This is a genomic window from Ulvibacterium sp. (assembly GCF_965228935.1).
In the GTDB taxonomy this organism is placed as follows: domain Bacteria; phylum Bacteroidota; class Bacteroidia; order Flavobacteriales; family Flavobacteriaceae; genus Ulvibacterium.
This window is the reverse complement of the sequence record NZ_OZ245846.1, coordinates 3,607,806-3,633,278: the sequence shown is the minus strand read 5'-3', so window position 1 is coordinate 3,633,278 and position 25,473 is coordinate 3,607,806. Positions and strand designations below refer to the sequence as shown.

Annotated in this window: 20 protein-coding genes; 9 read left to right on the top strand and 11 right to left on the bottom strand. The window is 42.8% G+C overall.

The features are described 5' to 3' along the window. Positions 1-118: 118 nt before the first annotated feature. From ACO06Y_RS15425 to ACO06Y_RS15410, 4 genes are read right to left on the bottom strand one after another with little or no spacing between them, the layout of a single operon-like run. Positions 119-1,588: a lipopolysaccharide biosynthesis protein gene (locus tag ACO06Y_RS15425; protein WP_422079882.1), complete on the bottom strand. Its 1,470-nt coding sequence runs from the start codon at positions 1,586-1,588 to the stop codon at positions 119-121. Then, positions 1,588-2,859 carry a glycosyltransferase family 4 protein gene (locus ACO06Y_RS15420; RefSeq protein ID WP_422079881.1) on the bottom strand — a complete coding sequence of 424 codons (1,272 nt, stop codon included), beginning with the start codon at positions 2,857-2,859 and terminating at the stop codon, positions 1,588-1,590. Before ACO06Y_RS15420 ends, ACO06Y_RS15425 begins: the two co-directional genes overlap by 1 nt. Further along, complete coding sequence (locus tag ACO06Y_RS15415) at positions 2,856-5,300, bottom strand: YfhO family protein (RefSeq protein WP_422079880.1); 2,445 nt, start codon at positions 5,298-5,300, stop codon at positions 2,856-2,858. The genes ACO06Y_RS15420 and ACO06Y_RS15415 overlap by 4 nt, the downstream gene beginning before the upstream one ends. Positions 5,301-5,333: 33 nt before the next feature. Then, positions 5,334-5,597 (bottom strand): DUF4834 family protein, encoded by a 264-nt coding sequence (locus tag ACO06Y_RS15410; RefSeq protein WP_422079879.1) that lies wholly within the window; start codon positions 5,595-5,597, stop codon positions 5,334-5,336. 125 nt (positions 5,598-5,722) lie between these two features. On the opposite strand from ACO06Y_RS15410, the gene ACO06Y_RS15405 reads away from it, so the two are divergent. Both ACO06Y_RS15405 and ACO06Y_RS15400 read left to right on the top strand, forming a co-directional pair. Beyond that, a complete protein-coding gene (locus ACO06Y_RS15405) occupies positions 5,723-6,781 on the top strand; it encodes a transporter (RefSeq protein ID WP_422079878.1) in 1,059 nt (352 codons plus the stop codon). A gap of 119 nt (positions 6,782-6,900) precedes the next feature. Beyond that, positions 6,901-8,019 carry a GTP cyclohydrolase gene (locus ACO06Y_RS15400; RefSeq protein ID WP_422079877.1) on the top strand — a complete coding sequence of 373 codons (1,119 nt, stop codon included), beginning with the start codon at positions 6,901-6,903 and terminating at the stop codon, positions 8,017-8,019. A gap of 72 nt (positions 8,020-8,091) precedes the next feature. Here ACO06Y_RS15400 and ACO06Y_RS15395 read toward each other — a convergent pair whose 3' ends face one another. The 3 genes from ACO06Y_RS15395 to ACO06Y_RS15385 all read right to left on the bottom strand — a co-directional run bounded on the left by ACO06Y_RS15395 (position 8,092) and on the right by ACO06Y_RS15385 (position 12,739). Further along, positions 8,092-9,351 carry an aminotransferase class I/II-fold pyridoxal phosphate-dependent enzyme gene (locus ACO06Y_RS15395; RefSeq protein WP_422079876.1) on the bottom strand — a complete coding sequence of 420 codons (1,260 nt, stop codon included), beginning with the start codon at positions 9,349-9,351 and terminating at the stop codon, positions 8,092-8,094. A 127-nt stretch (positions 9,352-9,478) separates the two neighbouring features. Further along, positions 9,479-10,519 (bottom strand): PLP-dependent cysteine synthase family protein, encoded by a 1,041-nt coding sequence (locus tag ACO06Y_RS15390; protein ID WP_422079875.1) that lies wholly within the window; start codon positions 10,517-10,519, stop codon positions 9,479-9,481. Positions 10,520-10,603: 84 nt separating this feature from the next. Next, a complete protein-coding gene (locus ACO06Y_RS15385) occupies positions 10,604-12,739 on the bottom strand; it encodes a S9 family peptidase (protein ID WP_422079874.1) in 2,136 nt (711 codons plus the stop codon). 63 nt (positions 12,740-12,802) lie between these two features. Between ACO06Y_RS15385 and ACO06Y_RS15380 the strand changes: the two genes are divergently transcribed. After that, entirely contained in the window at positions 12,803-13,129 is a 327-nt protein-coding gene (locus ACO06Y_RS15380) for a YbaB/EbfC family nucleoid-associated protein (RefSeq protein WP_422079873.1), read from the top strand. A gap of 122 nt (positions 13,130-13,251) precedes the next feature. Beyond that, positions 13,252-13,575, top strand: coding sequence for a DUF1508 domain-containing protein (locus ACO06Y_RS15375; RefSeq protein ID WP_422079872.1), 324 nt, complete (start codon positions 13,252-13,254; stop codon positions 13,573-13,575). Here ACO06Y_RS15375 and ACO06Y_RS15370 read toward each other — a convergent pair. Both ACO06Y_RS15370 and ACO06Y_RS15365 read right to left on the bottom strand, forming a co-directional pair. Next, positions 13,570-14,592: a threonine aldolase family protein gene (locus ACO06Y_RS15370; RefSeq protein WP_422079870.1), complete on the bottom strand. Its 1,023-nt coding sequence runs from the start codon at positions 14,590-14,592 to the stop codon at positions 13,570-13,572. The genes ACO06Y_RS15375 and ACO06Y_RS15370 overlap by 6 nt on opposite strands. A 66-nt stretch (positions 14,593-14,658) precedes the next feature. After that, positions 14,659-17,061, bottom strand: a complete 2,403-nt coding sequence (locus tag ACO06Y_RS15365) for a zinc-dependent metalloprotease (RefSeq protein WP_422079869.1) — start codon at positions 17,059-17,061, stop codon at positions 14,659-14,661. A gap of 203 nt (positions 17,062-17,264) precedes the next feature. On the opposite strand from ACO06Y_RS15365, the gene ACO06Y_RS15360 reads away from it, so the two are divergent. The 5 genes from ACO06Y_RS15360 to prfB all read left to right on the top strand — a co-directional run bounded on the left by ACO06Y_RS15360 (position 17,265) and on the right by prfB (position 21,938). Then, positions 17,265-18,728 (top strand): circularly permuted type 2 ATP-grasp protein, encoded by a 1,464-nt coding sequence (locus tag ACO06Y_RS15360; RefSeq protein WP_422079868.1) that lies wholly within the window; start codon positions 17,265-17,267, stop codon positions 18,726-18,728. Positions 18,729-18,858: 130 nt separating this feature from the next. Continuing rightward, positions 18,859-19,806 carry an alpha-E domain-containing protein gene (locus ACO06Y_RS15355; RefSeq protein ID WP_422079867.1) on the top strand — a complete coding sequence of 316 codons (948 nt, stop codon included), beginning with the start codon at positions 18,859-18,861 and terminating at the stop codon, positions 19,804-19,806. 40 nt (positions 19,807-19,846) lie between these two features. Beyond that, complete coding sequence (locus ACO06Y_RS15350) at positions 19,847-20,704, top strand: transglutaminase-like domain-containing protein (protein WP_422079866.1); 858 nt, start codon at positions 19,847-19,849, stop codon at positions 20,702-20,704. 57 nt (positions 20,705-20,761) lie between these two features. Further along, positions 20,762-20,908 carry a hypothetical protein gene (locus ACO06Y_RS15345; protein WP_422084251.1) on the top strand — a complete coding sequence of 49 codons (147 nt, stop codon included), beginning with the start codon at positions 20,762-20,764 and terminating at the stop codon, positions 20,906-20,908. Further along, positions 20,843-21,938 (top strand): peptide chain release factor 2 gene (gene prfB, locus ACO06Y_RS15340; protein WP_422084188.1). Its coding sequence is split into 2 segments (ribosomal slippage): positions 20,843-20,905 and positions 20,907-21,938, totalling 1,095 coding nucleotides; the frame shifts between segments, so codons are not numbered across the junction. The genes ACO06Y_RS15345 and prfB overlap by 66 nt, the downstream gene beginning before the upstream one ends. 71 nt (positions 21,939-22,009) lie before the next feature. Here the strand turns inward: prfB and ACO06Y_RS15335 are convergent. Together ACO06Y_RS15335 and ACO06Y_RS15330 are read right to left on the bottom strand one after the other, a co-directional pair. Continuing rightward, on the bottom strand, positions 22,010-22,900 hold the full coding sequence (locus ACO06Y_RS15335) for a transglutaminase family protein (protein WP_422084187.1): 891 nt from the start codon (positions 22,898-22,900) through the stop codon (positions 22,010-22,012). A 2-nt stretch (positions 22,901-22,902) separates the two neighbouring features. After that, on the bottom strand, positions 22,903-25,464 hold the full coding sequence (locus tag ACO06Y_RS15330; protein ID WP_422079865.1) for a circularly permuted type 2 ATP-grasp protein: 2,562 nt from the start codon (positions 25,462-25,464) through the stop codon (positions 22,903-22,905). Positions 25,465-25,473: the final 9 nt, after the last annotated feature.

Below are 25,473 nucleotides of genomic sequence, written 5' to 3'. Positions count from 1 at the left end.
TTCGGAATATAGGTCAATTATCTGGTTTATTGAAAAGTCCCGTGGAACCGATCAAACAACTAACAAGGTCATCCGCCTGTACTGAACAAAGCTCCAAATTGTACCAGTTGGTAGGCACTTACAATTTAGGTGGAATCTTTCCCAAAATTCTGGAAATCAAATTAGAAACATCTTCGGACAGTTTAAACCGATAAAGCACACCTGTATAAATGGCCGTTATGAGTATACCTTTGAGCAGGATGTTTACGATAGGATGAAGAGGAAATTGCACAAAATAAAAGACCAGACCCATGAGGAGCAAAAGCACCAACACCTTAAGGGTTGCCCAGGTAAAAGGTTGAATATCGAATTTGGATTTTACATAGAGCAACTTAATGGTATTATATAGGCAAACGGCTAAAAAAGTTCCAAATGCAGCCCCTTCGATACCATAGTTCGGGATAAGCCAAAAATTGAATACTATTATCAAAACGGCGAGTAGTACCCCCATAACCAACAAGGAGCGATAGTACTCGGAATTGTAAAGAATGGAATTGTTGTTCCCTAAAACCGAGTCGTAGACCTTTGCCAATCCAACAAAAAATACAATAATAAGGCCATTTCGATATTCTTCGGGAAGCAATAGAAACAAGTCGTTCAAATTAAGCAGGATAAGCAAAAACAACAATCCCGAAACGATAAAGAGCGTTAAGGAACTTTTTTGATAGAGCATTTTTAGTCCTGAAATATCATTTTTCGTCAACAATTCAGCGGTAATCGGATAAGTTATCTGATGCATGGATCGCGAGGGTACGATTATGGTGGTAGCTATATAAACAGCCACTCCATAATAAGCCACATTTTCAATCCGAACAAATTGGTTGATCATGAACTTATCAATTTCCAGAATGATTATGGCCGCAGATCCACCCAAAATGATCAACGCACTGTAGTCAATGATGTTTTTGGTGTTTAATGGTAGGTTAAAGGTCAATTTGGGCATCCGCAACCGAAAGGCATATACCTTCATGAGAATTGTCCGTAATAGATAAAGTGCGACCAATGCCTTCAAAAAATCAGGTACCGTGATAAATTCAAAATGAACCAGGATCAAGAGAATCATGATCATAACCCGATTAAATACTTCTTTCATAAAATTTCCGAAGACCGATTTCATTTGAACCTTGGCCCAAGCATAGAATATTTCAAAATAGGCCATTGCCATTCCAATCAAAAAAATATACCATACATGTTCGCGGACGATGGCATTTTCCCGAGATAAAAAATTGCCAATGGCGTCATAAGCAAAAAAAGAGATGGCAGCGAGTGGCAGTATCAGCAGTAAGGGCAAAAACAACATCAGGCTTAGGAAACCGTCTGAATTTTGACCGTCAGAAAATGTACTATAGTATTTAACCAGGGTGTTGGGCACACCAAAGGCCATTAGCGGCATTAAAATAGCCGAGGTGGAGAGAATTACCGTTACCAGACCGTAGTATTCATCGGTTAAAAACCGAGTGTACAAAAAGAGGGTATTTACGGCGGCAATACCAAATCCCAGATAGGTAATCACAGTGTTGCTCAACGATTGTCTTAATACTATACCCATTAGAGATATTCGGCCAGTTGTTGGGTCAAGGCCCTACGGCTATATTTTTCAATATCTTTTGACCCCACGTTTAATTTTCCTTGCCGATATGCGGCAAACCATTCTAAAAGTACATTTTTTAGTCGGGAATACTCTTGGTAACGAAACACATCGCCCGTATTTGTCTCTAAAATAATGGTACCCGCATCCCAATCCTCGGGGCCCAATGCCAGAATAGGACGCCTAGCCGCCATATATTCAAATAGTTTTCCCGGAACGATCCCTTTGGTATCTTCGGAATCTATTTCTACCAAAAGTAAAACCTGCGCTTCCCTTTGTCTATGAAGTGCCTGTTCATGGGATACATAGCCCTTAAGATGAATATATGGGGCAAGTCCGTTCTCATGAAGACTATCCATAACGTCTTCACTTACTACTCCGAGAAATTCCAACTGCAAGTCCTTTCTAAAAGTTTCGTTTTCCCTTACGATTTCCGATAGTACTTTCCATAGATTCTCGGGGTTCCGACCTGTAAGCAAAGATCCGATATGGGAAATCGTAAAGGTGTCATCCAAATCGGCCCCTCCCGTGTAATTGGAATCAAAACCGTTGGTTATCAATTCGATAGGTTTTTTTGTTATGGCTTGAAATTCCTTTCTCGTAGTATCACTTGTCGTCAACAATAAATCTGCCCCATTAAGTACCGAACGTTCCAAGGCTTTATGTTTTTTTTGGGAGGATGGGGTGAGTCTAAGCTTCTTGTGATAACCGATGGAAGTCCAAGGATCCCGAAAGTCCGCAATCCATTTCAACTGGTGCTTCTGCTTTAATTGCTGCCCAATCAAATGAACACTATGCGGTGGCCCGGTGGTAATAATAGTCTTAAGGTTTTCTTTTGTAATAAGTTCGGATAAGTAGGGTACCGAGGATTTCACCCAATATTTCCTGGCATCCGGAATAAAAAAATTACCTCGAACCCATAGCATCACTTTTTCCAAAGTGGATTGATTTCCGGTTCGGATAATCCCCGAACTAATACGCTTGGTCTTTTTTCTGGAAAGGATTGCCGCAAAACGATAGGGCTCAAAAATGGGCTGTCTATGGATTTCAACCCCCTCGGGAACTTCATCCAACAGCGAATTGTCCAGAATGGGATAATGCGGATTCTCCGGTACAAAAACGATGGGGTCTATCCCAAATTCAGGCAAGTATTTTACAAACTTCAACCATCGTTGTACTCCCGGCCCGCCGGCAGGCGGCCAATAATAGGTGATGATAACCACCCTTTTCATGGGGTGGTTCCTTTTTCTTTTCTTCGGGAGCTCCAAAAGGTAAATCCCAGTCCCCCTAGAATCACCAATCCCAGGAGGATAGAACTTGCCAAGGTAATTTGACTTCCCTTAACGACTATTTCCGGTTCAAACTTGAACTCAATGGTATGCTCCCCTTCCGGAAGCATCAGTGCCCTTAAAACATAGTTGACCCTAAAATGCTTTTTGCGCTTTCCATCCACATATACATTCCAACCCTGGGGATAATACATTTCCGAAAAAACGGCCGCCCCTGAATTGGAATTTTTGGATTTATACGTTAAATGATTGGGCTCGTAATCCCTTAAGGAGATGGATGCGATCGAATCCACGGTAAAATTGAACCGGTTGACACTAGGAAACTTAGTCGTATTGACAAGGGCATTTCTTTTGGTATCCAAGCTATCCAAAGCGAGAATTTCGGTATTGGAATCCTCCACGGGCAATAACTTTTCTACAAACCAGGCGCTACCATTGGCATCGGGATTCAACACTGGGTAACTCCTACCCTCTTCATCTTGTTGAATTACATATTTTACGTTCAACATGTTAAGTATCCCTATGTTGCCTTGAGCAATATGAAAATAGAACAAGTCTTCCATACCGGCAGGTTTTGCGGCATGATAACCGGATATCGTTTTATGGAAATAGGAGGTGCGTGCGCCTTCAAAGCCCTGGGTTTGATCAAAAACCCTAAAATGGGTCGTGTCCTTAAGAATTTCAGTATCCGCCGGAGTTTCCTGAAATGGCCGCGTCATACGCCTTTTGGCTATAAAGTTTTCTCCGTTTACATACCTGAGGTTTACACCGACCAAATCGGATACCACGAATAGCCCAAGCAGAATGGCCATAGCATTCCTTTTGATTTTTTCTTTCAGAAACAACCAAATAACCAAAGCGGCCAAAAACACATAGATCAAGGAGCGAAAAAGGTCACTGGTATACACCGCCTTTCTATCGGATTGGATAAGATCCAGCATTTCTTCCCCATAATATCGCTTTAAGGTGTCATCATGATAGCCCGAAAAATCAAACATCCCCTTCACCAAAAACAATAGAATCCCAAGCCCGAAAGCGATAAAAAACGAAATTCTAAGTGCCTTTAATTTGCCCGATTTTGAAACCGTATCCTTAAAAAGAACCTGTAGGGCCAAAATTGCCAAAACCGGGGCACAAAGCTCCAAAATTACCTGTATGGAAGAAACCGCGCGAAATTTATCATAAAGCGGAAAATAGTCGATCATAAAATCGGTCAGAAGGCTAAGATTCTTTCCCCAGGACAGGAACAAGGACAATAAGGTGCCTCCCAAAAGCCACCATTTTGCCTTTCCCTTTACCAAAATGACTCCCAAAATGAAAAGAAAAAAGATAATGGCACCGATGTAGGCCGGGCCCGAGGTGGTCGGTTGGTCACCCCAATACAAGGCCATTCCACTTGAGAAATTAAGGGCCTGGCTACGGGGAATGCCCTGATCAATCAAAAAACGATACGTCTTCGAATTTTCTCCCAAATTTTCAAAGGAAGACCCTCCAAAAAGACGGGGTACGAATAAATTCAAGGATTCCGAAATTCCGTAACTCCATCGGGTAATGTATTCCTTGTCCAAGCCATCTAGATTCTCCTTGGGATTACCCTGATAGTCTATGGTCAATTCGGATTTTCCACGGGTACTCCAATCGGCATATTCCTTTGTGGCCATAAGACTGGTAGCATTGGCCGCGATACCTAAGGCCACGGCCACCACCAAAATTCCGACGGAAATAAAAAAGTGTTTTACTTGCTTCTTTCTTATGGCATAAACAAGATATACGAGGCCCAATATCAGAATCAACAACATACCGTAGTATGTCATTTGATAATGGTTGGCCACAACCTCCAAGGCCATGGCAAGAGCGGTCAGCACAAAGCCCCAAAGGTACTTTTTTCGAAAGGTCAATACAATTCCCCCCAATAGTACGGGCAAATACCCCAAAGCGTGGGCTTTGGCATTATGTCCCACACCCAGAATAATGATCAAATATGTTGAGAAGCCAAATGCCAAGGCCCCTAAAATTGCAAGACGATACTCTACTTTTAAACAACAAAGTAGTATATAAAATCCTATGAAATACAGAAACAAATAGTCCGCCGGACGGGGCAAAAAGCGAATCAATCTATCCAATTTTTTTATGTAGTCGTGTGGATAGTAAGCTCCCAATTGATAGGTGGGCATCCCTCCGAAGGCGCTATTCGTCCAATACGGTTCCTCCCCGGTTCGTTTCCTGAAATCATTCTGTTCCTTGGCCATACCCGTGAACTGAATGATATCCGATTGTTCAATGACCTTTCCCTGAAGAACCGGGTGAAAATAGGCCAAGGCAACGAGGACAAAAAAAACGGTAACAAAAAAATGGGTAAAAAGAGCTTTAAGCGAGTTCTTCATTGGTCAATGCGAAAGTTGATCAAGGCAAGATAATCAATCAATTTCCTCAAAGTCAATATATTCCCCTACTTTTTTGGAAGCGTTGAATTTTTTGGAAGGTTTCTTATCGATGGTTACATCCCCAATGGACTCATCCTGCTGCCCGTTCTGTCTTGCAAACTCGTCAAACCTTTCCTTAAAGTGGGCTTCCGTTTTTTTGGCGGCATAGCTGAAAAGCCTTGGAGCAAACATTCTGAAGAGCATCTTTACCAGATAGTAAACCAACAGAAGTATTAAGATCGCTTTTAAAAACCCCATATTATTTTAATTGTGTTATATCAAAAGTACAATTCTAACGTTGTATTATCAGGGCAAAAGTGCTAAAATAATGATAAAACCATTAAACGATATGCCCATTTAGACTATTAATCAGCAGTTCAAAGATGAAGCAACTCGTTTATTTGATCGTATTTAGCTTTTCAATTTCTTCATTTTCACAATACACCGATGTTATTAACTCCAACCGACCAGGACTTTCCGTTAGCGCTTATGCTGTGGGAAAAAATGTGGTCCAAGCGGAGATGGGTGTCTTTTTCGAACAACGGGACCATACCCTATTGAACACCCAATCCAATATCTGGGGAACCGACATTGCCCTACGATATGGGCTTTTGTTTGAAGAGTTGGAACTGCATTGGGAAGGTACCTTCCAAAACCAGGACATTACATTCGTAAATTTTGGAACCGAAGAATCACGCACCAATTTTGGTATGAACCGTTTGGGTCTCAAGTTTTTGATCTATGATCGGTACAAAGCTCCCGAACGTAACAAACCTAATTTGTACAGCTGGCGGGCCAATAATCTATTTCAGCTAAAAAACCTCATTCCCTCGGTTTCCGTTTATGCCGGAGCCAACTTTGTGTTCGGGGACAATCCCTTCTTCGTGGGAGATCCCACTATATCGCCTCGTGTTATGGTAGCGACACAAAGTAGGCTTACCCCAAGGTTCGTATTGATTTCCAATATCGCCTATGACCGGATCGGTACCGATTTTCCGGAATGGAGTTATTTAGTTTCGCTTTCCCATGCTTTTCGAAATCCGAAGTGGAGCGTTTTTGTGGAGAATCAGGGTATCGATAGTGACCGGTATTCCGATATACTCCTGCGTAGTGGCGTGGCCCATTTGTTCAATGAAAATCTTCAGGCGGATATTAATCTTGGGGCAAGTTTTAAAAACAACCCGTCCCGTATATTCGTGACCATGGGAGCATCCTACAGGTTCGATTTCCACAAGGATACCTTTAAACCTATCGATGAACAGAGGGCCGGGGAAAATGGAGGCCCCATTCAAAAAAACTCCATGAAGAAAAAGGAACGCGAGGAAAGGAAGAAACTAAAACGGAAGAAAGATGGACGTGGCGCGGAGGACGTTGATCTTGGCCCCTCCAAAAAACAGCTGCGAAAATTAAGAAAGGAAGAGAAAAAGAAAAAACAGGGGTAACGGTATGCTATAGCTTTGTTTTTTGAAAATAGTTCTAATATATCATTAACACAATTTAAGGACAAGGATTTTATTCCCTAGTTAAATATCCCTAATATTGACCCTACAAAAACAACCGTATGGTCACCCTCAAAGAGGTCGCATCTAAATCCGAGCTTAAGAAATTTGTGAAGTTTCCCTTTACCTTGTATAGGAACTCCCCCTATTGGGTGCCACCTATCATCAAGGAAGAATTGGAAACCTTTGACAAGACCAAAAATCCGGCATTTGAAACCTCCGATGCCTCGTTTCTTTTAGCCTTTAAAAATGAGAAAATCGTAGGGCGGGTGGTCGCCATTATCAATTGGATGGAGGTCCGGGAAAAAAAAATCAAGAAAATCCGTTTCGGATGGTTTGATTTTATCGATGATACGGAAGTTTCAGAAGCCCTTTTGAGAAAGGTGAAGGAGATAGGCATTGAAAACGAATTGGATCATATGGAAGGGCCTATGGGCTTTTCCAATTTGGACAAGGTGGGGGTATTGATCGAAGGGTTCGATCACATTGGATCAATGGTAACGTGGTACAACTACCCTTACTATAAAAAGCACTATGAGCGGTTGGGTTTTATCAAGGAGAAGGAATACATGGAGAACAAATTTCCCATCAGTAATGCCGACCCTGCTGTTTTCACCAAATTGAACGATTTGGTAAAGCGTAGATATGGTCTTAGGGAAATTAATTTTACAAAAGCCAAGGATATTCTTCCCATGGTAGACCGAATGTTCGACCTGTTCAACGAAACATATGCCAAACTCTCTTCCTTTATACCGGTTACGGATATTCAAAAGTCTTATTTCAAAAAGAAATACATCGGTTTTGCTAATCCGGAATACATTAAGTTTATTGTAAACAAGGAGAACGACCTTATCGCCTTTGCCATCGTAATGCCCACATTTTCAAAAGCGTTACAAAAGGCAAAAGGCAAATTAATACCTTTTGGAATATTTCATCTTTTAAAGGCCAAAAGGAGCAGTGAGGATGTGCTGTTCTATTTGATAGGAATCCACCCGGAATTCCAGAACAAAGGTGTTACGGCTATAATCTTCAATGAATACTATAAGACCTTTACCGAGAAAAACATTAAAATGTGTTATCGCACTCCGGAATTGGAAGAAAATGTGGCCATTCGCCAAATGTGGAAGCATTTTAACCCTGTTATTTATAAGCGGAGAAGAACGTATCGCAAGGATTTATAATGTAATGGAAAAGGTAGGCCCCAGGCGATATGGTAGGGTTCGTTCCAGACTTCCCCAAAATTCCAAGTTTTGTTATTCCCCCATGGCAGCGGCCACAGCTGCCGATAATTTCTTATATATGCCTTTTTGGAGCCGCTCACGAATAGCGGAAAAAGCATCAAGGGTTTCCTCAATATCTTCCAGGGTATGCGTAGCTGTAGGAATCATCCTTAGTAAAATCAATCCTTTAGGTATTACAGGGTAAACCACTATAGAACAGAATATTCGATGATTTTCCCTAAGGTCTTTGACCAATGCCATGGCCTCGGGAATACTCCCATTCAAATAGACCGGTGTTACGCAGGTATTGGTGTTGCCTATATCAAAGCCCCTGTTCTTAAGTCCGTTTTGTAAGGCATTTACATTTTCCCACAGCTTGGCCTTAAGTTTAGGCTGGGTACGTAACATTTCCAAGCGCTTAAGGGCTCCTTTTACATAAATCATCGGTAAGGACTTGGCAAACATTTGGGACCGTAAATTATATTTGAGGTAGTCAATGATTTCCTTATCAGCGGCCAAAAACGCACCAATGCCGGCCATGGACTTGGCAAAAGTGGCAAAATACACGTCAATACCGTCCTGAACCCCCTGCTCTTCCCCCGCACCTGCGCCGGTGGCTCCCAAAGTTCCAAATCCATGGGCATCATCCACCAACAACCGGAATTGAAATTTTTTCTTCAGGGCAACGATTTCCTTTAATTTACCCTGTTCCCCGCGCATACCAAAAACACCCTCGGAAATAACCAGGATACCTCCACCGGTTTGTTCGGCCATTCGGGTTGCCCTTTCCAAATTCTTCTCCAAGCTGTCCACATCGTTATGCTTAAACGTGAACCGTTTCCCCATATGCAGACGCACCCCATCAATTATACAGGCGTGGGAGTCCACATCATATACGATAATATCATCCTTGGAGACCAGGGCATCGATGGCGGACATAATACCTTGATAGCCAAAATTCAATAAATATGCGGATTCTTTATATACGAAATCGGCCAGCTCCTGTTCCAACTTTTCATGATAATCCGTATGGCCACTCATCATTCGGGCGCCCATCGGGTAGGCGGCACCATGTTCCATCGCTGCTTCACCATCAATCTTCTTAATTTCAGGTAAGTTCGCCAGACCTAGGTAATCATTGATGCTCCAGGTAATAACTTCCTTACCTTGAAACTTCATTCGGTTGGAGATAGGGCCTTCCAATTTGGGGAATACGAAATAGCCTTCCGCTTGTGAGGCCCATTTTCCCAAAGGACCCTTATTTTCGATTATTCTATCAAATAAGTCTCTCATGTAGCTTGGGTTGATTTTAACAACAAAAATATGGATTTTTACCTTGGATTCATAAATTTTAGCCTGCAAACAAAAAAGCAATACCATCCGGGCATTGCTTTTGTCTACCGCTAATATGCTAGCACGATTACTTTATAAATTGGATTTCCTGGGTTTCCTCAACGGTATTGCTATCAAAGAAGCCCTGGTCTTCCATCCACTTATCGCTATATATCTTACTCATATAACGTGACCCATGATCTGGGAAAATCATCACTACATTACTGTTCTTATCAAAGATATCTTTTATACTTAATTGTTTTATGGCCTGCATTACGGCTCCACTGGTATACCCTACAAACAAGCCTTCGGTTCTGGAGATTTCCCGAGCGGTGTGGGCGCTTTGTTCATCAGTAACCTTTATAAACTCGTCAATGGTCCCAAAATCGGTGGCTGCCGGAATCAGGTTCTTTCCCAATCCTTCGATCCGGTAAGGATAGATTTCCTTGGAATCAAACTCTCCCGTTTCATGATATTTTTTTAATACCGAACCGTATGCATCCACTCCTATGACTCTAACGTTAGGGTTCTGTTCCTTTAAAAACCGGGCTGCTCCTGAAATTGTTCCTCCCGTACCGCTACAGGCTACCAAATGGGTTATTTTGCCATTTGTCTGTTTCCAGATTTCCGGTCCGGTAGTATTGTAATGGGCATCTATATTCAGTTCATTGAAATATTGATTGATATAGATTGAGCCTTTAGTCTCTTCATGTAGTCGTTTGGCCACCTGATAATACGATCTGGGATCATCTGCACTTACATGGGCCGGACAGACATAAACTTTGGCACCCATGGCCCTGAGCATATCTATCTTGTCCCTGGAAGATTTAGAGGTTACGGCAAGTATGCATTCGTAACCCTTGATAATGCTTACCATGGCCAAGCTAAAACCTGTATTTCCCGAAGTGGTCTCGATTATGGTGCTGCCCTCGGAAAGAATTCCCCTTTTCTCCGCTTCATCTATGATATAGGCCGCCACCCGATCTTTTGAGGAATGGCCAGGGTTGAAAGCCTCTACCTTGGCGTAGAAATTGCCCTTGAGTTTGGCGGTTATTCTATCTAATTTTATAAGTGGGGTGTTTCCTATGAGCTCCAGGACATTGTTGCAAGCATTGATCTCATGTTCCATACAGGCGGTATAAGTTTTTGAATCAAATGGACTATTGAAAAATCCCTAAAATTCTTGGGCAAAATTACATTTTTTTTTGAATTATTAAATCTTCCCTTCCAAATCTAATAAAAAGGCGTATTCCTTTGCGGTTTCCCTTAAGGCCTCAAAGCGACCTGAAGCCCCTCCATGGCCCGCGTCCATATTAATATTAAACAACAAAAGGTTATCGTCCGTCTTAAGTTCACGAAGCTTCGCTACCCATTTGGCCGGTTCAAAATATTGTACCTGGGAATCGTGAAGCCCGGTCGTCACCAACATATTGGGATATGCCTTTGCCTCAACATTATCATAGGGTGAATAGGACTTCATATAGTCGTAGTATTCCCTTTCGTTGGGATTACCCCATTCATCGTACTCTCCGGTAGTAAGCGGTATGGAATCATCGAACATGGTGGTGATTACGTCAACGAAAGGCACCTGCGCAACAATTCCCTTATAGAGTTCCGGGGCCATATTTGCCACTGCCCCCATAAGAAGTCCTCCAGCCGACCCGCCCATCGCATACAAATGGTCGGGTGAAGTATATCCCTTTTCTATCAAATATCGCGAACAATCAATAAAATCGGTAAAGGTGTTTTTCTTTTTTAAGAGTTTGCCATCCTCATACCAGGGCCTGCCCAAATACTCCCCTCCACGGATATGGGCAAGTGCAAATACAAAACCACGATCTAATAGGCTTAAACGCACCGTGGAAAAATTGGGATCCAGGGTTACGCCATAGGAACCATAGGCATATTGCAAAATAGGGGTGTCCCGGTTCAACGGGGTATCCTTGTGGTACACGATTGACATCGGGATTTTTGCACCATCCTTGGCATCGGCCCATATGCGTTTTTCCAAATAATTCTCCTTTTGGAATCGACCTCCGAGTACCTCTTGTTCCTTTTTTACCTCCTTTCCCTTGGTCTTCATGTTAAAATCGATTATTGAACTAGGAGTAGTCAAGGAGTTGTACCCAAATCGCAAGGTATCCGTATCGAATTCCGGATTTCTACTTACGTAGGCCGTGTAGGTCTCACTATCAAAAGGAAGGTAGTAAACATTTGAATTGTCCCATCGTGTGATTTTGATTCGATTTAGTCCGTTTTCCCGCTCCGAAAGCACATAGTAATCCTTGAATATTTCAATATCCTCCAAAAGGACATCCTCTCGATGTGGAATGAACTCTTCCCATTTTTCAGAGGATGTATCTTCCTCATTGGCCCTCATCAATTTAAAGTTAGTCGCCTTATCCTTATTGGTCAACACATAAAAGGCATCCTTATAGTGGACTATTGAATACTCCAATCCTCTTTCCCGAGGAGAAAAAATCTTGAATTCCCCATCCGGTTCGTCCGCCCTAAGCGTCCTAAATTCAGATGTTAACGTACTATAGGAACCAATTACGATATATTTTTTGGATTTCGTCTTGTACACATAAGTGCCAAAGGTCTCGTCCTGCTCATGAAAAACCTCTATATCCGATGACGACGATGTTCCTAATTTATGTTTTAGGATTTTATCGGCACGCAAGGTAACAGTATCTTTTTTCACATAGAACAGTGTTCGGTTATCATCCGCCCAAACCGATCCACCGGTGGTATTATCAATTGTATCGTCATAGATTTCACCAGTTTCCAGATTTTTGATTCGCAGGGTGTATTGTCTTCTAGAAACCGTATCCACTCCAAAAGCCGCCAGTTTATTATCCGGACTTATACTAATACCCCCTATATTGAAATATTCATGGCCCGTGGCCATTTCGTTACCATTGAACATAATCTCCTCCGGGGCATCCAAGGAACCTTTAAATCTGCTATAAATAGGGTATTCCTTTCCCGTCTCATATCGGGTTACGTACCAATAGCCGTTCCGCTTATAGGGTACCGAGGAATCATCTTCCTTTATCCGCGACTTCATCTCCTTGAATAGCTCCTCCTGCGAGTCTTTGGTATGTTGTGTCAATTGGGAATAGTATGCGTTCTCTTGTTCCAAATGGGCTATTACCTCCTTATTGTCCCTTTCATTGAGCCAATAATAATCATCTATCCTAACCTCATCATGCGCAACCAATTCCTTACGAATCTTTTTGGCTACTGGAGCTGATATGTCCGTCATATTTTTGTTTTGCTGTGTACAGGAAATGGCAAAAGTAGCATATCCCAAAAAAATAATTGAACGTTCTGCTTTGTTAAACATGTAAATACAGTTATTTCGCACAATTTAGTAATTTTGATGCTAATTCATTCTAATTAAAAAGATATGTTCGGAGACATGATGGGCATGATGGGAAAACTTAAGGAGACCCAAAGAAAAGTAGAGGAAACCAAAAAACGTTTGGATACGGTAACATTGGAGGAAAAGACCTCGGATGGCCGGTTGACAGTAACCATCACGGCTAACCGAAAAATAAAGGAAATACGGGTTGAGGATAGTCTGTTGAAGGACAAGGAACAGTTGGAAGACTATCTTGTCCTTACCTTGAACAAGGCTATTGAAAAGGCAACACAGGTCAACGAAACCGAATTGGCGGCCGTAGCCAAGGAAGGCATGCCCAATATTCCGGGGATGGACCGTTTTTTCAAATAATTCGATTCTTGCCAAAAAGTAGGGAGATCTAATAGAATTGATAGAGAAACTTTGCCTTTTTTAAATAATTCCTCATATGGTTTTTCAAATACAAAAGATGTAACTTTAGGAAAAGCTATAGCATGATTTCAATTGAGAAAAACAAGGGCAATGAATACCGATTCATATTAAAGTCCGAAAGCGGGCAGACCCTTTTGAGCAGCATTGCATTTCCGAATGAATCCGAGGTTCAAAAGTCCTTGCAAACGCTTCGGAACACAAAGAACATACCTGTAGGTTTTGAAAGGAAGACGGATCATGAGGGCAAGTTTCTCTTTAACCTAAAGGACAATACAGGAAGTCTCATTGGACATAGCGAACGTTATACCTCCGAGGCGGGAATGGAAAACGGCATTAAAAATTTACAAAATAGGATACATAGATTGTCCGATTTGGGCGAACTATAGCTCTTTTAAAACGGTCAAGAAAACGTCATGCATCTTGTCCGTATAGTCCAAATGAGTAACGATCCGTAGTTTTCCTTGTCCCATACCAATGATAAACACATTCCTTTCTTCTAATTTTCGAACAAATTTTTCCGCCGACATTACGTCCTCATTGATTTCGAAAATAATGATATTGGTTTCTATCGGCTCTACTTTTTTAATGTAAGGTAATTTTTGCAGTACTTCCCCGATAGCTTTGGCCTTATCATGATCCTCCACCAATCTTTCCCTATGATGATCCAAGGCGTAACTACCGGCCGCTGCCAAATATCCGGCTTGTCGCATTCCTCCCCCCAATATTTTACGTATGCGCAGGGCCCTGTCTATTTTTTCACTGCTTCCGACAAGAACGGAGCCAACAGGGCAGCCTAGGCCCTTGCTTAGGCATACACTAATGGTATCGAAAAGGTCGCCATATTGCTTGGGGGACTCGTTTTTAGCAACTAAGGCATTCCATAATCGTGCACCATCCAAGTGATACCCCAGACCATGTTTCTCACAGATTATCTTTATTTTCCGCAATTCCTGAAAATCCCAACAGGCACCTCCTCCTTTGTTCGTGGTATTTTCTACACAGACCAAAGATGTCAATGGGCTATGATAAAAGTCGGGCGGATTTACTGCCGCCTCCACTTGCGAAGCCGTCATCATGCCCCGTTTCCCATCCACAAGCTTGCATGAGACCCCACTATTGAAGCTAGCTCCTCCCCCTTCATAATTATAAACGTGGGCATACTTGTCGCAAATAACCTGATCCCCTGGGTTTGTATGCAATTTAATGGCGGTCTGGTTCGTCATTGAGCCCGAAGGAAAAAAAAGTGCGGCCTCTTTGCCAAAAAGATTCGCTACTTTGGCTTCCAAGGCATTAACGGATGGGTCTTCCTTAAAGACATCGTCACCAACCTCTGCGGTCATCATGGCTTCCAACATGCCCGATGTGGGTTTGGTGACCGTATCACTGATAAGGTTTATTTTCAACGGATGTGTTTTTTAAACATTTTATGGTAAAACTTCCGCTCGAATATAAAACTTGTTTTCGAACTTTTAGTGGAAACAGTCCATCCCTATGGGAGAGCCATCCGGTATTTTGGGAGCCGGATCCATTTTAAACTTGTCCGGGTGCTCATAGAAATTGCGAATACGGCGCAGCATTTCCAATGCGTCGATCTGTTCCAAGGCCTTACCAAAATTGGTCTCGTTTATACTTTTGATTTTGTCATTGGCCAAGGCATTGACTCCGGGGTGCACATTTTTGCTAGCTGCTAAATTCATCAGATGATCTAGCACCTTAAAATTGATACTGTTCTGTACTTCGAACAAATAGGGGTCTTTATGGACTCGCCCAAGAGTATTTACGATAACCATATCCAACACTTTCTCCAAACCTAAACTTTTGGGATCCAGTGCTTTTTGTTGTATCAGGCGAGAAGCCCGTTCTGGATGCAATAAAAAACCCAAGGTCATATCGGCTGCGGTCTCGGCTGCGGACAACGGGTCGAACGAAACCCCGGTCTTTCCTTTGATGGATTCCCTGGTTCGCGGATAGCCGAAGGCCCGCGGGGGAAACAAGGACAATTTATCCTTGGGAACAGCGATTACGGAAGCATTCAAGGTTTTTAACAAGCCCATTAATGCCTGCTGTTGTATGGCGGAATTTGCCATTTCAATCGTAGTCTGTCCATCGCCCCTAACCGCATAATTATACTCCATTCCTCCAACTATTTTGGCCACCGCCTCGGTCTGGTATCGGTGAAAGAAGTATAATGGGACGAATACGTCTTCCAAAACGGTATTCGGTTCGCCCACACGAATATTGTCCAAGGAAAAATTGGAAATGGCCGTCTTTCTTATCTCTAGTACTTTATCCAGTTCTTCACTTGCATTGGTTCCATTGTCCCATAGATGTGCCAAGATATGTGAGCTACCCGGTGGCCTGGCATCCTGATCGGTGATAAAGCGAAGTCCATCTCGCCTGGCCTTGTCCAAAATTTGATCAAGTCCTTCTTGTTCATCGATGCCTTCGGGAAAATCCGTATAGGAATAGGCGATCGTTACCTTGTCCCACTCCCCGATTCCCGTAGCGTAGGCATCCGAAAAATCAATTTCCTTTCCTTTGACCGAAAATTGGGGATGTGGATAGTCCATGACCGAAGCCCTGTTATTGGTACTGGCAGCAAAATTATGCGCAAATCCAAGGGTATGGCCAATTTCGTGTGCGGAAAGTTGTCGGATCCGGGCCAAGGCCAATTCCAACATAGATTCGTAATTATAATCGCTTTCGGCAAAGGGTTCGTTCATCAAGGCCTGTGCAATCAAGAAATCCTGACGAATGCGCAAGCTGCCCAAGCTTACATGCCCCTTTATGATTTCCCCGGTACGCGGATCTGTAACGCTACTTCCATAGCTCCAACCCCGGGTTGAACGATGTACCCATTGAATAACATTATAGCGTACATCCAAAGGATCTGCATCATCGGGTAATATTTTTAGTTGGAAGGCATCTTTATATCCAATAGCCTCAAATGCCTCGTTCCACCACCTGCCACCTTCCAATAGGGCCGAACGGACCGGTTCCGGAGTACCGTTGTCCAAATAGTAAATAATGGGTTCCAAGGCTTCACTAACCTTCAAGGAAGGATCCTTTTTCCGTAACCGATGTCTGGTAATAAAACGTTTTAAGATAGGTTCCTGGATTGGAGTGGCATAATCGTAATAGGAAAAAGGATAGGAACCACAACGAGGATCAAATTCCCGCTTTTGGTATCCATCGTCCGGTAATTCAATAAAAGAATGATGCTGGGCCACAGTAACTAAGGACGGATTCGGCGTCACCGATTTGATCCAGTCTCCTTTGGGTTCCCCCTCAAAAGTCAACATAACATCAAACTCTACATTTTTTGGAAAAGCCTTGGTACGGTCCATATCCACCGCACTTCTGGACGTATCCAATTTATAGGCCCCCTGTTTCTTGTTTTTTAACCTTTGGGATACTCCGTGGGCATCGCGCATCAAAAAATCGGTCAGGTCAATAATGTAACTACCATTGATTTCCTTTTCTATCTCGGCACCATAAAGTACTGATTTGGCAAAGGCCTGGCCAACGGACTTCTTTTCCAAAGCATTGTCCGTAAGGGCTCGAAATTTAAGATTGGGCTGTATCAAAAAAAGCTTGTTCCCGACCTTTTTAAAATAGGCTACCTGCTCATTGCCCAACTGTCCCCTATCCAGTCCAATGTCATTACTTCCAATTCCGCTGCTAAGGGAATACACATGGAGGAACTCTTTTTCCAAAGCATCGACCTCCAAATAAATTTTTCCATGGGCTTCATCATAGTAAAAGTTAAAGAATCCATCGAACTTTTTATAGTTCATGTCCGTTTCATCAAATTGGGCGTTTGAGGGCGGAACAAAAAAAACCGAAATGAAAATTAAGAAAAGATGCTTCATAGGATTGGGGTACTGCGTTAGATAATTAAAAATATGCAAAAAACCTCAAATTTGGATACTCCTTTGTCATTCTACCCCAAAAATTAAAATGACAGAAATCGCACCGTATTTTTAGGCGTATCCCCAAAAAACAGAGGGATTATTAGGGATTTTGCATAGTAATATACGTTGAAAACTTATATATTAATGGAAAACAAAATAGCATGGGCAATCTCGAAAACCAGATTTTCTCATCGTACCAGAGAAATCCCGATTTGTTTGATGAAATATTCGATAAAAATGGTGTTGTAAAGGATGTCTACAAGACCTTGTTCGATCTGTATGGAGGGCATTCCATTCAGGATTATGTCCGATTGAATGAGAAGGCCAAATCCTCATTTTTCAATCAAGGGATTACCTTTCAAGTATATGGGGAGAAGGAGGCCAAGGAGAAAATTTTTCCTTTTGACCTTTTTCCACGTATCATAGACACCGAGGAATGGGATATCATAGAACGGGGATCCATACAACGCAGCAGGGCACTCAACCTATTTCTGTGGGACATCTATCATGATAAAAAAATACTTAAGCAAGGTATCGTTCCCTTGGAACTCGTAAGTTCATCCGATAACTACCTTCATCAAATGATGGACGTAGATCCGCCTGGTGGAATCTACAATCATATTTCCGGTACGGATGTCATAAAACATACTGATGGAAACTATTACGTACTTGAGGATAATATCAGATGTCCGTCCGGAGTGAGCTATGTGATTTGTAATCGAACCGCGCTTAAGAGGGCCCTTTTTGGTGTCTTTAACCACTATCAAACCCATACGGTGACCAATTACGCCGAAAATCTTTTGGATCTTTTGGAAACGGTAAAGCCCAAGGGCGTGGATATTCCAAATACAGTGGTCATTACCCCTGGTATGTACAATTCCGCTTTCTATGAACATTCCTATTTGGCCAAGACCATGGGTGTGGAACTTGTAGAAGGCCGTGACCTTTTTGTAGAAAATGATTTTGTGTATATGAAGACCATTCAAGGTCCGGAAAGGGTAGACGTAATTTATCGCCGTATAGATGACCTGTTTATTGATCCATTGGAATTTCGTCCGGATTCGGCCTTAGGGGTCCCTGGACTGTTCGCCGCTTACAAAAAAGGCAATGTAACATTGGCCAATGCACCGGGTACGGGGGTTGCCGATGACAAAGCGGTTTATACCTACATGCCGGAGATCATAAAATATTATTTGGACGAGGAACCGATTATCAAAAACGTGCACACCTACCACTGTAGCCGTCCCGATGAACTGAAATATGTTTTGGAACATATTTCCGAACTGGTCATAAAACCTGTCGATGAAGCCGGTGGATACGGTATATCCATTGGAAACAGATTATCCAAGGAAGAAATTGAAAAGGTAAAAACCCAGGTATCCGAAACACCTAGAAAATACGTAGCCCAACCTATAATGTCCCTATCCGTTCATCCCACCTATATTGATGAAAATGAATCGTTTGAACAAAGACATATAGATTTAAGGACCTTTACCGTATTGGGGAAAAATAGGGAATTTGTGCTTAAGGGAGGGCTTACCAGAGTGGCCCTCAAAAAGGGGAACCTAATCGTTAACTCCTCTCAGGGAGGTGGTTCCAAGGATACCTGGGTCTTAAAAGAATGAAAGATCCGTAGTGTTCAGTCGTGATTGAAAAAAGTTTGAAAATTTGAATGGACGCAAGGAATTCATTCCATTAAAAACAGGGGTAAGTTTACAGAATTTAAACCAGACCAAAAACTAAAACAAAAACCATATGCTAGCACGAGTAGCCAACAACCTCTTCTGGATGGGACGTTATATTGAACGTTCCGAACATATGGCCAGATATCTTAACGTCAACTATTTTTCCTCCCTGGACGCGCCGAACCAACTGTCCCAATCGCGTCAATTCGTATTGCGTTCCATGTTGTTTATGGTAGGTGATGCCGAGGAGGACGAGTCCGTTGAGCTAAATGAGGAGGAGGTGCTACGGAAAATTGCCATGGAGCACGAATGCGGATATTCAATAATCAACAATGTGAAGTATGCCCGGGAAAATGCCAATAGCGCCCGCGATTTAATTTCTACGGAACTTTACGAAGCCATTAACAAATTCTATCACTTTATCCTTAACTATCCTGCGGATGTCTTTGTGAAAAGGGGACTTTATGATTTCACCATAAACGTTACCGAAATGACCGCTATTTTAAGGGGAAAAATAAGGGGCACCCTGCTCCATGATGAGGTCTATGCCATTATCATGATGGGTATAAACATGGAACGTGCCAATCAAATTATTCGGATAATCAATGCAAAATATAACGATGCCCTCAAGGCGCAGGGGAGCTATGGCGACAAATTCAGCCATAGTTTTGAATGGAGTACCTTATTAAAATGCGCGGAATCCTACGATATGATGCGCAGATTCTATAAAAAGACCCCGACCAGCATCACCACCCTGGAATTTCTAATATTGAACCCAAATTGTCCCAGATCCATAATGAATAGTCTTAATCAAGTTTATAACCACATAAGGGTATTGGATCCAAGTAAAAAATACAACAAAAATTCCACGGCCTTCCTGGTAGGGCGGGTACGTTCCGAATATGAGTATAAATACATTGAAGAGATAGAGGGCAACATCAAAAATTTTATCGATACGTTATTAAAGGAACTGACACAGATCAGCAAAAAAATGGAAAAGGAGTTTTTTAATTATTGACGCCTTTTCTTTGTTATATTTACTGTTCTCAACTTCCTATATGTATCAGGAGTATTCCATTAAGTATAGTGCAAAAAATCAGTATGAAACCTTGGTAAACGATGCCCATTGGCAATTTCTGATCATCCCGGAGGATAATGAAAGTCAACAGTTGGTATCTTGGGAATTCTCAAATTCGCTCCACGATATCAACCAAACCTCGATCAATGGTTTCGGTTTTAAGACCATTAGGGTACATCCCGGACAAAAATTCAATGAAATTTCCTTTGAGGCCTCCTTCACTGTAATAAAAAAGGAAATCAACCCTTTTGATTTTTCCCTGCCACAGAATCCTATGGCCGATTATGCCAAGTTGGAGGAGTTGAACTTTCAGATAGATTTTGAACCTTTTCTTAGAAAGACCAAATTTACCAGGCTTTCGGAAGCTCACGGCACTATCTTCCTCTTTGACATGGACAAGACCATTTTTGAAAATATTCAAGCACTGAACCGTTGGATTTCCACATATTTTTCCTTTACACCTGGGGTCACCGATGTAAATACAGTGCTTGACACAATCATTGAGAAAAGACAGGGAGTTTGCCAGGATTTTACCCATTTGTTCTGTGCGGTGGCCCGGAAAAACAAAGTCCCCGCCCGATATGTTTCGGGTTATCTTCACCAAGGCCATGGGTATTTCGGTGATTCCCAAATGCACGCCTGGGCGGAGGTATATATCCCGGATGTCGGTTGGCTGGGCTTTGACCCCACAAACAATCTCCTGGCCAATACTAATCATGTAAAGGTATGCCATGGCAAGGATTATGACGACTGTTCTCCTTTAAAAGGCGTGTTATATGCGCCTGGGGAGAATACCACTGTTCATTCCGTAAAGGTATTGTCGGAACAGCAACAATAGACGGTTTCAGCTAAAAGTTGTTTTTGGCACATACGTAAAAGGTAAAACTATTTTGCTTTGTTGAAAGTATTGGACGATACGATCGATTTTTGGCTTACTTCAAAAAAAGAAACCTATTTTTGTTGGAAATTGAATACCATGATTACTACAGATCAATCCAAAGATCTTATTGAGCGCCTTGGTGCGCTAAGGAGGTATCTTTGACATCGATGCCAAACGTATTGAAATAGAAAACGAGGAAGAAAAGACCCTTGCCCCAAATTTTTGGGACAATCCCCAAGAGGCCCAGGCCCATATGAAATTCATCCAATCCAAAAAACAGTGGGTGGACAATTATATGGCAGCCGAGACGCTGGTAGGTGATTTGGAAGTGCTATTGGAATTTATGGAGGCCGGGGAAGTTACCGAAACGGAAGTAGATACCCAACATCAAAAGGCCCTACAAGCCCTGGAGAAGTTGGAGTTCAAAAACATGCTTTCGGAGGAGGGCGACGAGCTTACCGCAGTACTTCAGATTACGGCCGGTGCCGGTGGAACCGAGAGTTGCGATTGGGCAGCCATGCTTATGCGTATGTATATGATGTGGAGCGAAAAGAGCGGTTACAAAGTTCGGGAACTCAACTATCAGGAAGGCGATGTGGCCGGTATAAAGACGGTTACCTTGGAAATTGAGGGTGACTTTGCTTTTGGGTGGCTAAAAGGCGAGAATGGTGTACATCGCCTGGTACGTATCTCCCCGTTTGACAGCAATGCCAAACGCCACACCTCTTTTGCTTCGGTCTATGTATATCCCCTGGTGGACGATAGTATTGAAATCGAAGTGAATCCCGCGGATATCGAAATAACCACAGCGCGCTCCAGCGGAGCGGGTGGGCAGAACGTTAATAAGGTAGAGACCAAAGTACAACTGGTCCACAAGCCTACCGGAATCCAAATTTCCTGTTCGGACTCCCGAAGTCAACACGACAACAGGGCCACGGCCCTAAAAATGTTGAAATCCCAGTTATACGAAATTGAATTGCGCAAAAAAATGCAGGCCCGGCAGGAAATCGAATCCTCCAAAATGAAGATAGAATGGGGATCTCAGATCCGTAACTACGTAATGCATCCCTACAAACTGGTAAAGGACGTCCGTACCGGCGAGGAAACCGGAAATGTGGATGCCGTGATGGACGGTGATCTGGATGCCTTCCTTAAAGCCTATCTCATGATGATGGGGCAAAAGGAAGAGTAGAAGTTTAAATAACGGTTATAGAAAACAATCTTTGGATTTTTCACTATCAATTTTGGCCCAAAGTGCCACCATTAATCGATTCTTGCAATATCCACGGCCACTTTCAGTTTACTTTGGCCACTGCCATAGACCACACCTTTTAGGGGTGGTACATCATAGTAGTCCCTACCCCACCCTACAACAATATGTTGATCTTTGGGTATCTGGTTGTTGGTAGGGTCAAAATCGACCCAGCCAAACCCTGGGATAAAAATAGAAAACCAGGCATGGGAGGCATCGGCTCCGACCAGTTTCTCTTTTCCTGGAGGTGGTAACGTCTCTATATAACCACTAATGTATTTGGCGGGCAGGCCTATAGATCTGATGCAGGCAATCGCAATTTGGGCAAAATCTTGGCAAACCCCTTTTTTCTGTTCCATTACCTCATGAATGGGAGTTGAAATACTGGTAAAGCCGGGAACAAAATCGAAATCCGTATAAATCCGCTGCATCAATTCAAATGCCGCATCAAATACGGAACGATTCCCTTGGAAGGATTTTTGGGCATATTCACGAATGCTGGCGTCCATTTTTTTGACAAAGACAGATTCCAGGATATATTGTTGGGCGTCTAATATCTCCAAATCATTGGATTGCAATGCAATCAGCGCATCGTTCATGGTAATGGAACTGCAAGCCTCCGAGAAAAAGCTATCCTGAAATTGGGCGTAGTCCCTTTTTATGCGACTTTTAGTGGTTACCTTGAGCGATCTGTGTTCGGTTTGCAGGGAAAAGCGGGTAATGTAATTTCCAAAAAAGTCGACTCGCTCCGATATTTCCGAGGGTTCCGGGGAAATCCCTATATGGTAATCCAATAATTCCTGTCCCTTGGCCTTCCGGGGTCTAAGCGTTGCGATATTATGGCCATAGCTCACCGGAGCATTATAGGTATATTTGGTGGTATGGGTCACGTTAAAGTACATGCTCAAATCGGAAAGAATTGGGTAAACAGTTGATTTTGTGTATTGGTATGGTTAAAATAGGAACTGGTAATGGATTGTGAGGTCTGATATAGGAGTTCTGAAAGTTGCCCCAATAAAGTGTCCAGCGACTCTCGTGTGAAGTCCTCCTCAGTAGCCGTTTTCGCCAACGAGGTTGCTTCAGCCAGTCGCAGTTTGGCAAAAGCCTCAAAAACATACTTTTGATAGCTGTTTAAATGATTGTCATATTTTGATTGTGGTAAACGTGCTATATCCTTTTGGAGCCTGTTCAACATATAGGTCAAGGAGCGGGGGTATTCCAAATCCAGTACAACGAGGTTCAACACATTTTCCAATTGAATATAGGATCGATAACTGTATCGGTAGATGTTTAAGCTCTCATGGCTGATCAACAGATACTCCAGAAGATCGTATTCCGTATGGGCATCATACTTAATGGTCAGAAGCGAACGACATTTGGTAATCGTCAACATGCTTTGTTCCAGTTGCAGACCAATGAAATAGAGCAACAATCCCTGTTGAATCATAATACTTTCCTCTATAAGGCCCATAAAAGCGATCAAACGGGTTATCAGTTTATTGAGCACCCTGAGAATTCGGGTTATAGAAGGTTGTTCCTCTTCTTGAAATGATTTCCACAGTTGTTGAATGTCCTCAAAAACCCGCCACATATCTGTGGACCACAAGTTTCGTATGGAGTAATACGAATTACTGAACATGTCAATGGTATGTGCCAAACTGCCGACCTTCTTTGGATCCTTGATAACGGAAAGCATTTCCAGATATGGATTTTCCATAGCTTGTGGACCCTTTTTGGCCTTTTCGGCAAAGCCGGGGTAAGTTCCCGTTAAATGGGTAACGGCCCTTAACAAGGTTTGAAGTTTTTCGGAATCGGGTGTCTCGTTTCGGTTTTGAACCATAGCCAATTGGCGCATTACCATGCGAATAAAACGGGCATTGATCAAGGTACGTCCCACATAACGTCCCGCCCAATAGAGGTTTTCCGCAGTTAAGCTAGGCAGGTCATCCAAGCCGGAAACTGCGTTGGAAGACTTTTTTTGCCAAAATCTGACCCTATCTTCTTGAACCGGTTTATCCTCCAATATCCAAAAGTCCTTACTAGTACCACCCCGGTGATTGGAAACCCTTATGGTCTTACGATCGGGTGCCACCCTTACCAATCCGCCTGGCATGACCTGGTAATCGGAACCCGAAGCGATACAAAAGGCCCGGGTAACCAAATTTCTGGGCTCCAAGGAATCCTTAACAAGATTCGGGGCCGTTGAGAAACTGATTCGTTCTTGCGCAACGAACCTATAAGGCCGCTCCAGAATTTTTTGTTTTAAGGTATCCAACTCCCCGGAATCCAAAAACTCCCCAAAATGAATACTCTCCCTATTCGTACGATCGATTCTCTTGACCACTAGTCGGGACAGATTCTCCAGCACATATTTTTTTTCTTTCTCCTGCCCGCACCACCAAGAGGCAATTTGTGGTAAAATCAAATCTTGGCCCAAAAAGTATTGGGCAATGCTGGGCATAAAGGGAATCAATCCTGGATTTTCCATTACCCCACTGCCTACGGGGTTGATAACGGAAACATTCTTTCTCCGGACCACGTCCAGCAATCCGGCCACACCCAAATGGGAATCCTCACGCAGTTCCAACGGATCGGAAAATGCATCGTCTACCCTGCGAAGTACTACATCAATTTGCTTTAAACCATTTAGTGATTTCATCCAAAGAAACCCATCCCGCACTACCAAGTCATTGCCCTGGACCAAAGGGTAGCCCAAAAATGACGATAGATAGGCATGTTCAAAGTAAGTCTCGTTATGTGAACCCGGTGTTAAGATCACAATATGGGGATTCTCCTTTTTAACGGGAGAGGCCTCTACGAGCATTCGATTCAGGCCCTGGAAGAATCCGGATAAACGGGTTACATTCATTTTGGCATACATTTCCGGGAGGATTCGGCTTGTCGTGGAACGGTTCTCCAAGGTATACCCCATCCCCGAGGGAGCTTCGGTACGATCATTGACCACCCATAGTCTTCCATCCGTGCCCCGGGCCAAATCCGCGGCATAAATGGACAGGAACTTCTCCATGACATATTCAATTCCCGAACATTGTCTCAAAAATCCTCTATGTCCATAGATAATCTCATGGGGAACTACACCGTTCTTGATCAACATGCGTTCCCCGTAAATATCCGTTAAGACCAAATCCAAAAGCTCGGCCCTTTGTTTAAGGCCTGCCTCCACAGTTTCCCATTCATCTTTACGTAATAAAAAGGGGACAATATTCAAATTCCATGGACGATGCATCCCCTTAGGGTCGTTGTAGACATTATAGGTAACTCCATTTTCAGAAAGCAGCCAATCTATATCCTTCTGGCGGCCGATCAAACCATCGACTCCCAGGTGGTCAAAACTGTCGAGAAGTTTTTGCCAATAGGGTTTTAGATTACCCTGTTGAGCATACATTTCATCATACCCCTGTAAGGGAGTATACCTGTTTAACCCACTTGTCTTTGTAGTCGGCATTCGATTTTG

Coding starts and splice junctions, on each gene's coding strand:
- ACO06Y_RS15425 (WP_422079882.1), bottom strand. CDS start 1,588: ATGGGTATAGTATTAAGACAATCGTTGAGCAACACTGTGATTACCTAT.
- ACO06Y_RS15420 (WP_422079881.1), bottom strand. CDS start 2,859: ATGAAAAGGGTGGTTATCATCACCTATTATTGGCCGCCTGCCGGCGGG.
- ACO06Y_RS15415 (WP_422079880.1), bottom strand. CDS start 5,300: ATGAAGAACTCGCTTAAAGCTCTTTTTACCCATTTTTTTGTTACCGTT.
- ACO06Y_RS15410 (WP_422079879.1), bottom strand. CDS start 5,597: ATGGGGTTTTTAAAAGCGATCTTAATACTTCTGTTGGTTTACTATCTG.
- ACO06Y_RS15405 (WP_422079878.1), top strand. CDS start 5,723: ATGAAGCAACTCGTTTATTTGATCGTATTTAGCTTTTCAATTTCTTCA.
- ACO06Y_RS15400 (WP_422079877.1), top strand. CDS start 6,901: ATGGTCACCCTCAAAGAGGTCGCATCTAAATCCGAGCTTAAGAAATTT.
- ACO06Y_RS15395 (WP_422079876.1), bottom strand. CDS start 9,351: ATGAGAGACTTATTTGATAGAATAATCGAAAATAAGGGTCCTTTGGGA.
- ACO06Y_RS15390 (WP_422079875.1), bottom strand. CDS start 10,519: ATGGAACATGAGATCAATGCTTGCAACAATGTCCTGGAGCTCATAGGA.
- ACO06Y_RS15385 (WP_422079874.1), bottom strand. CDS start 12,739: ATGTTTAACAAAGCAGAACGTTCAATTATTTTTTTGGGATATGCTACT.
- ACO06Y_RS15380 (WP_422079873.1), top strand. CDS start 12,803: ATGTTCGGAGACATGATGGGCATGATGGGAAAACTTAAGGAGACCCAA.
- ACO06Y_RS15375 (WP_422079872.1), top strand. CDS start 13,252: ATGATTTCAATTGAGAAAAACAAGGGCAATGAATACCGATTCATATTA.
- ACO06Y_RS15365 (WP_422079869.1), bottom strand. CDS start 17,061: ATGAAGCATCTTTTCTTAATTTTCATTTCGGTTTTTTTTGTTCCGCCC.
- ACO06Y_RS15360 (WP_422079868.1), top strand. CDS start 17,265: ATGGGCAATCTCGAAAACCAGATTTTCTCATCGTACCAGAGAAATCCC.
- ACO06Y_RS15355 (WP_422079867.1), top strand. CDS start 18,859: ATGCTAGCACGAGTAGCCAACAACCTCTTCTGGATGGGACGTTATATT.
- ACO06Y_RS15350 (WP_422079866.1), top strand. CDS start 19,847: ATGTATCAGGAGTATTCCATTAAGTATAGTGCAAAAAATCAGTATGAA.
- ACO06Y_RS15335 (WP_422084187.1), bottom strand. CDS start 22,900: ATGTACTTTAACGTGACCCATACCACCAAATATACCTATAATGCTCCG.
- ACO06Y_RS15330 (WP_422079865.1), bottom strand. CDS start 25,464: ATGCCGACTACAAAGACAAGTGGGTTAAACAGGTATACTCCCTTACAG.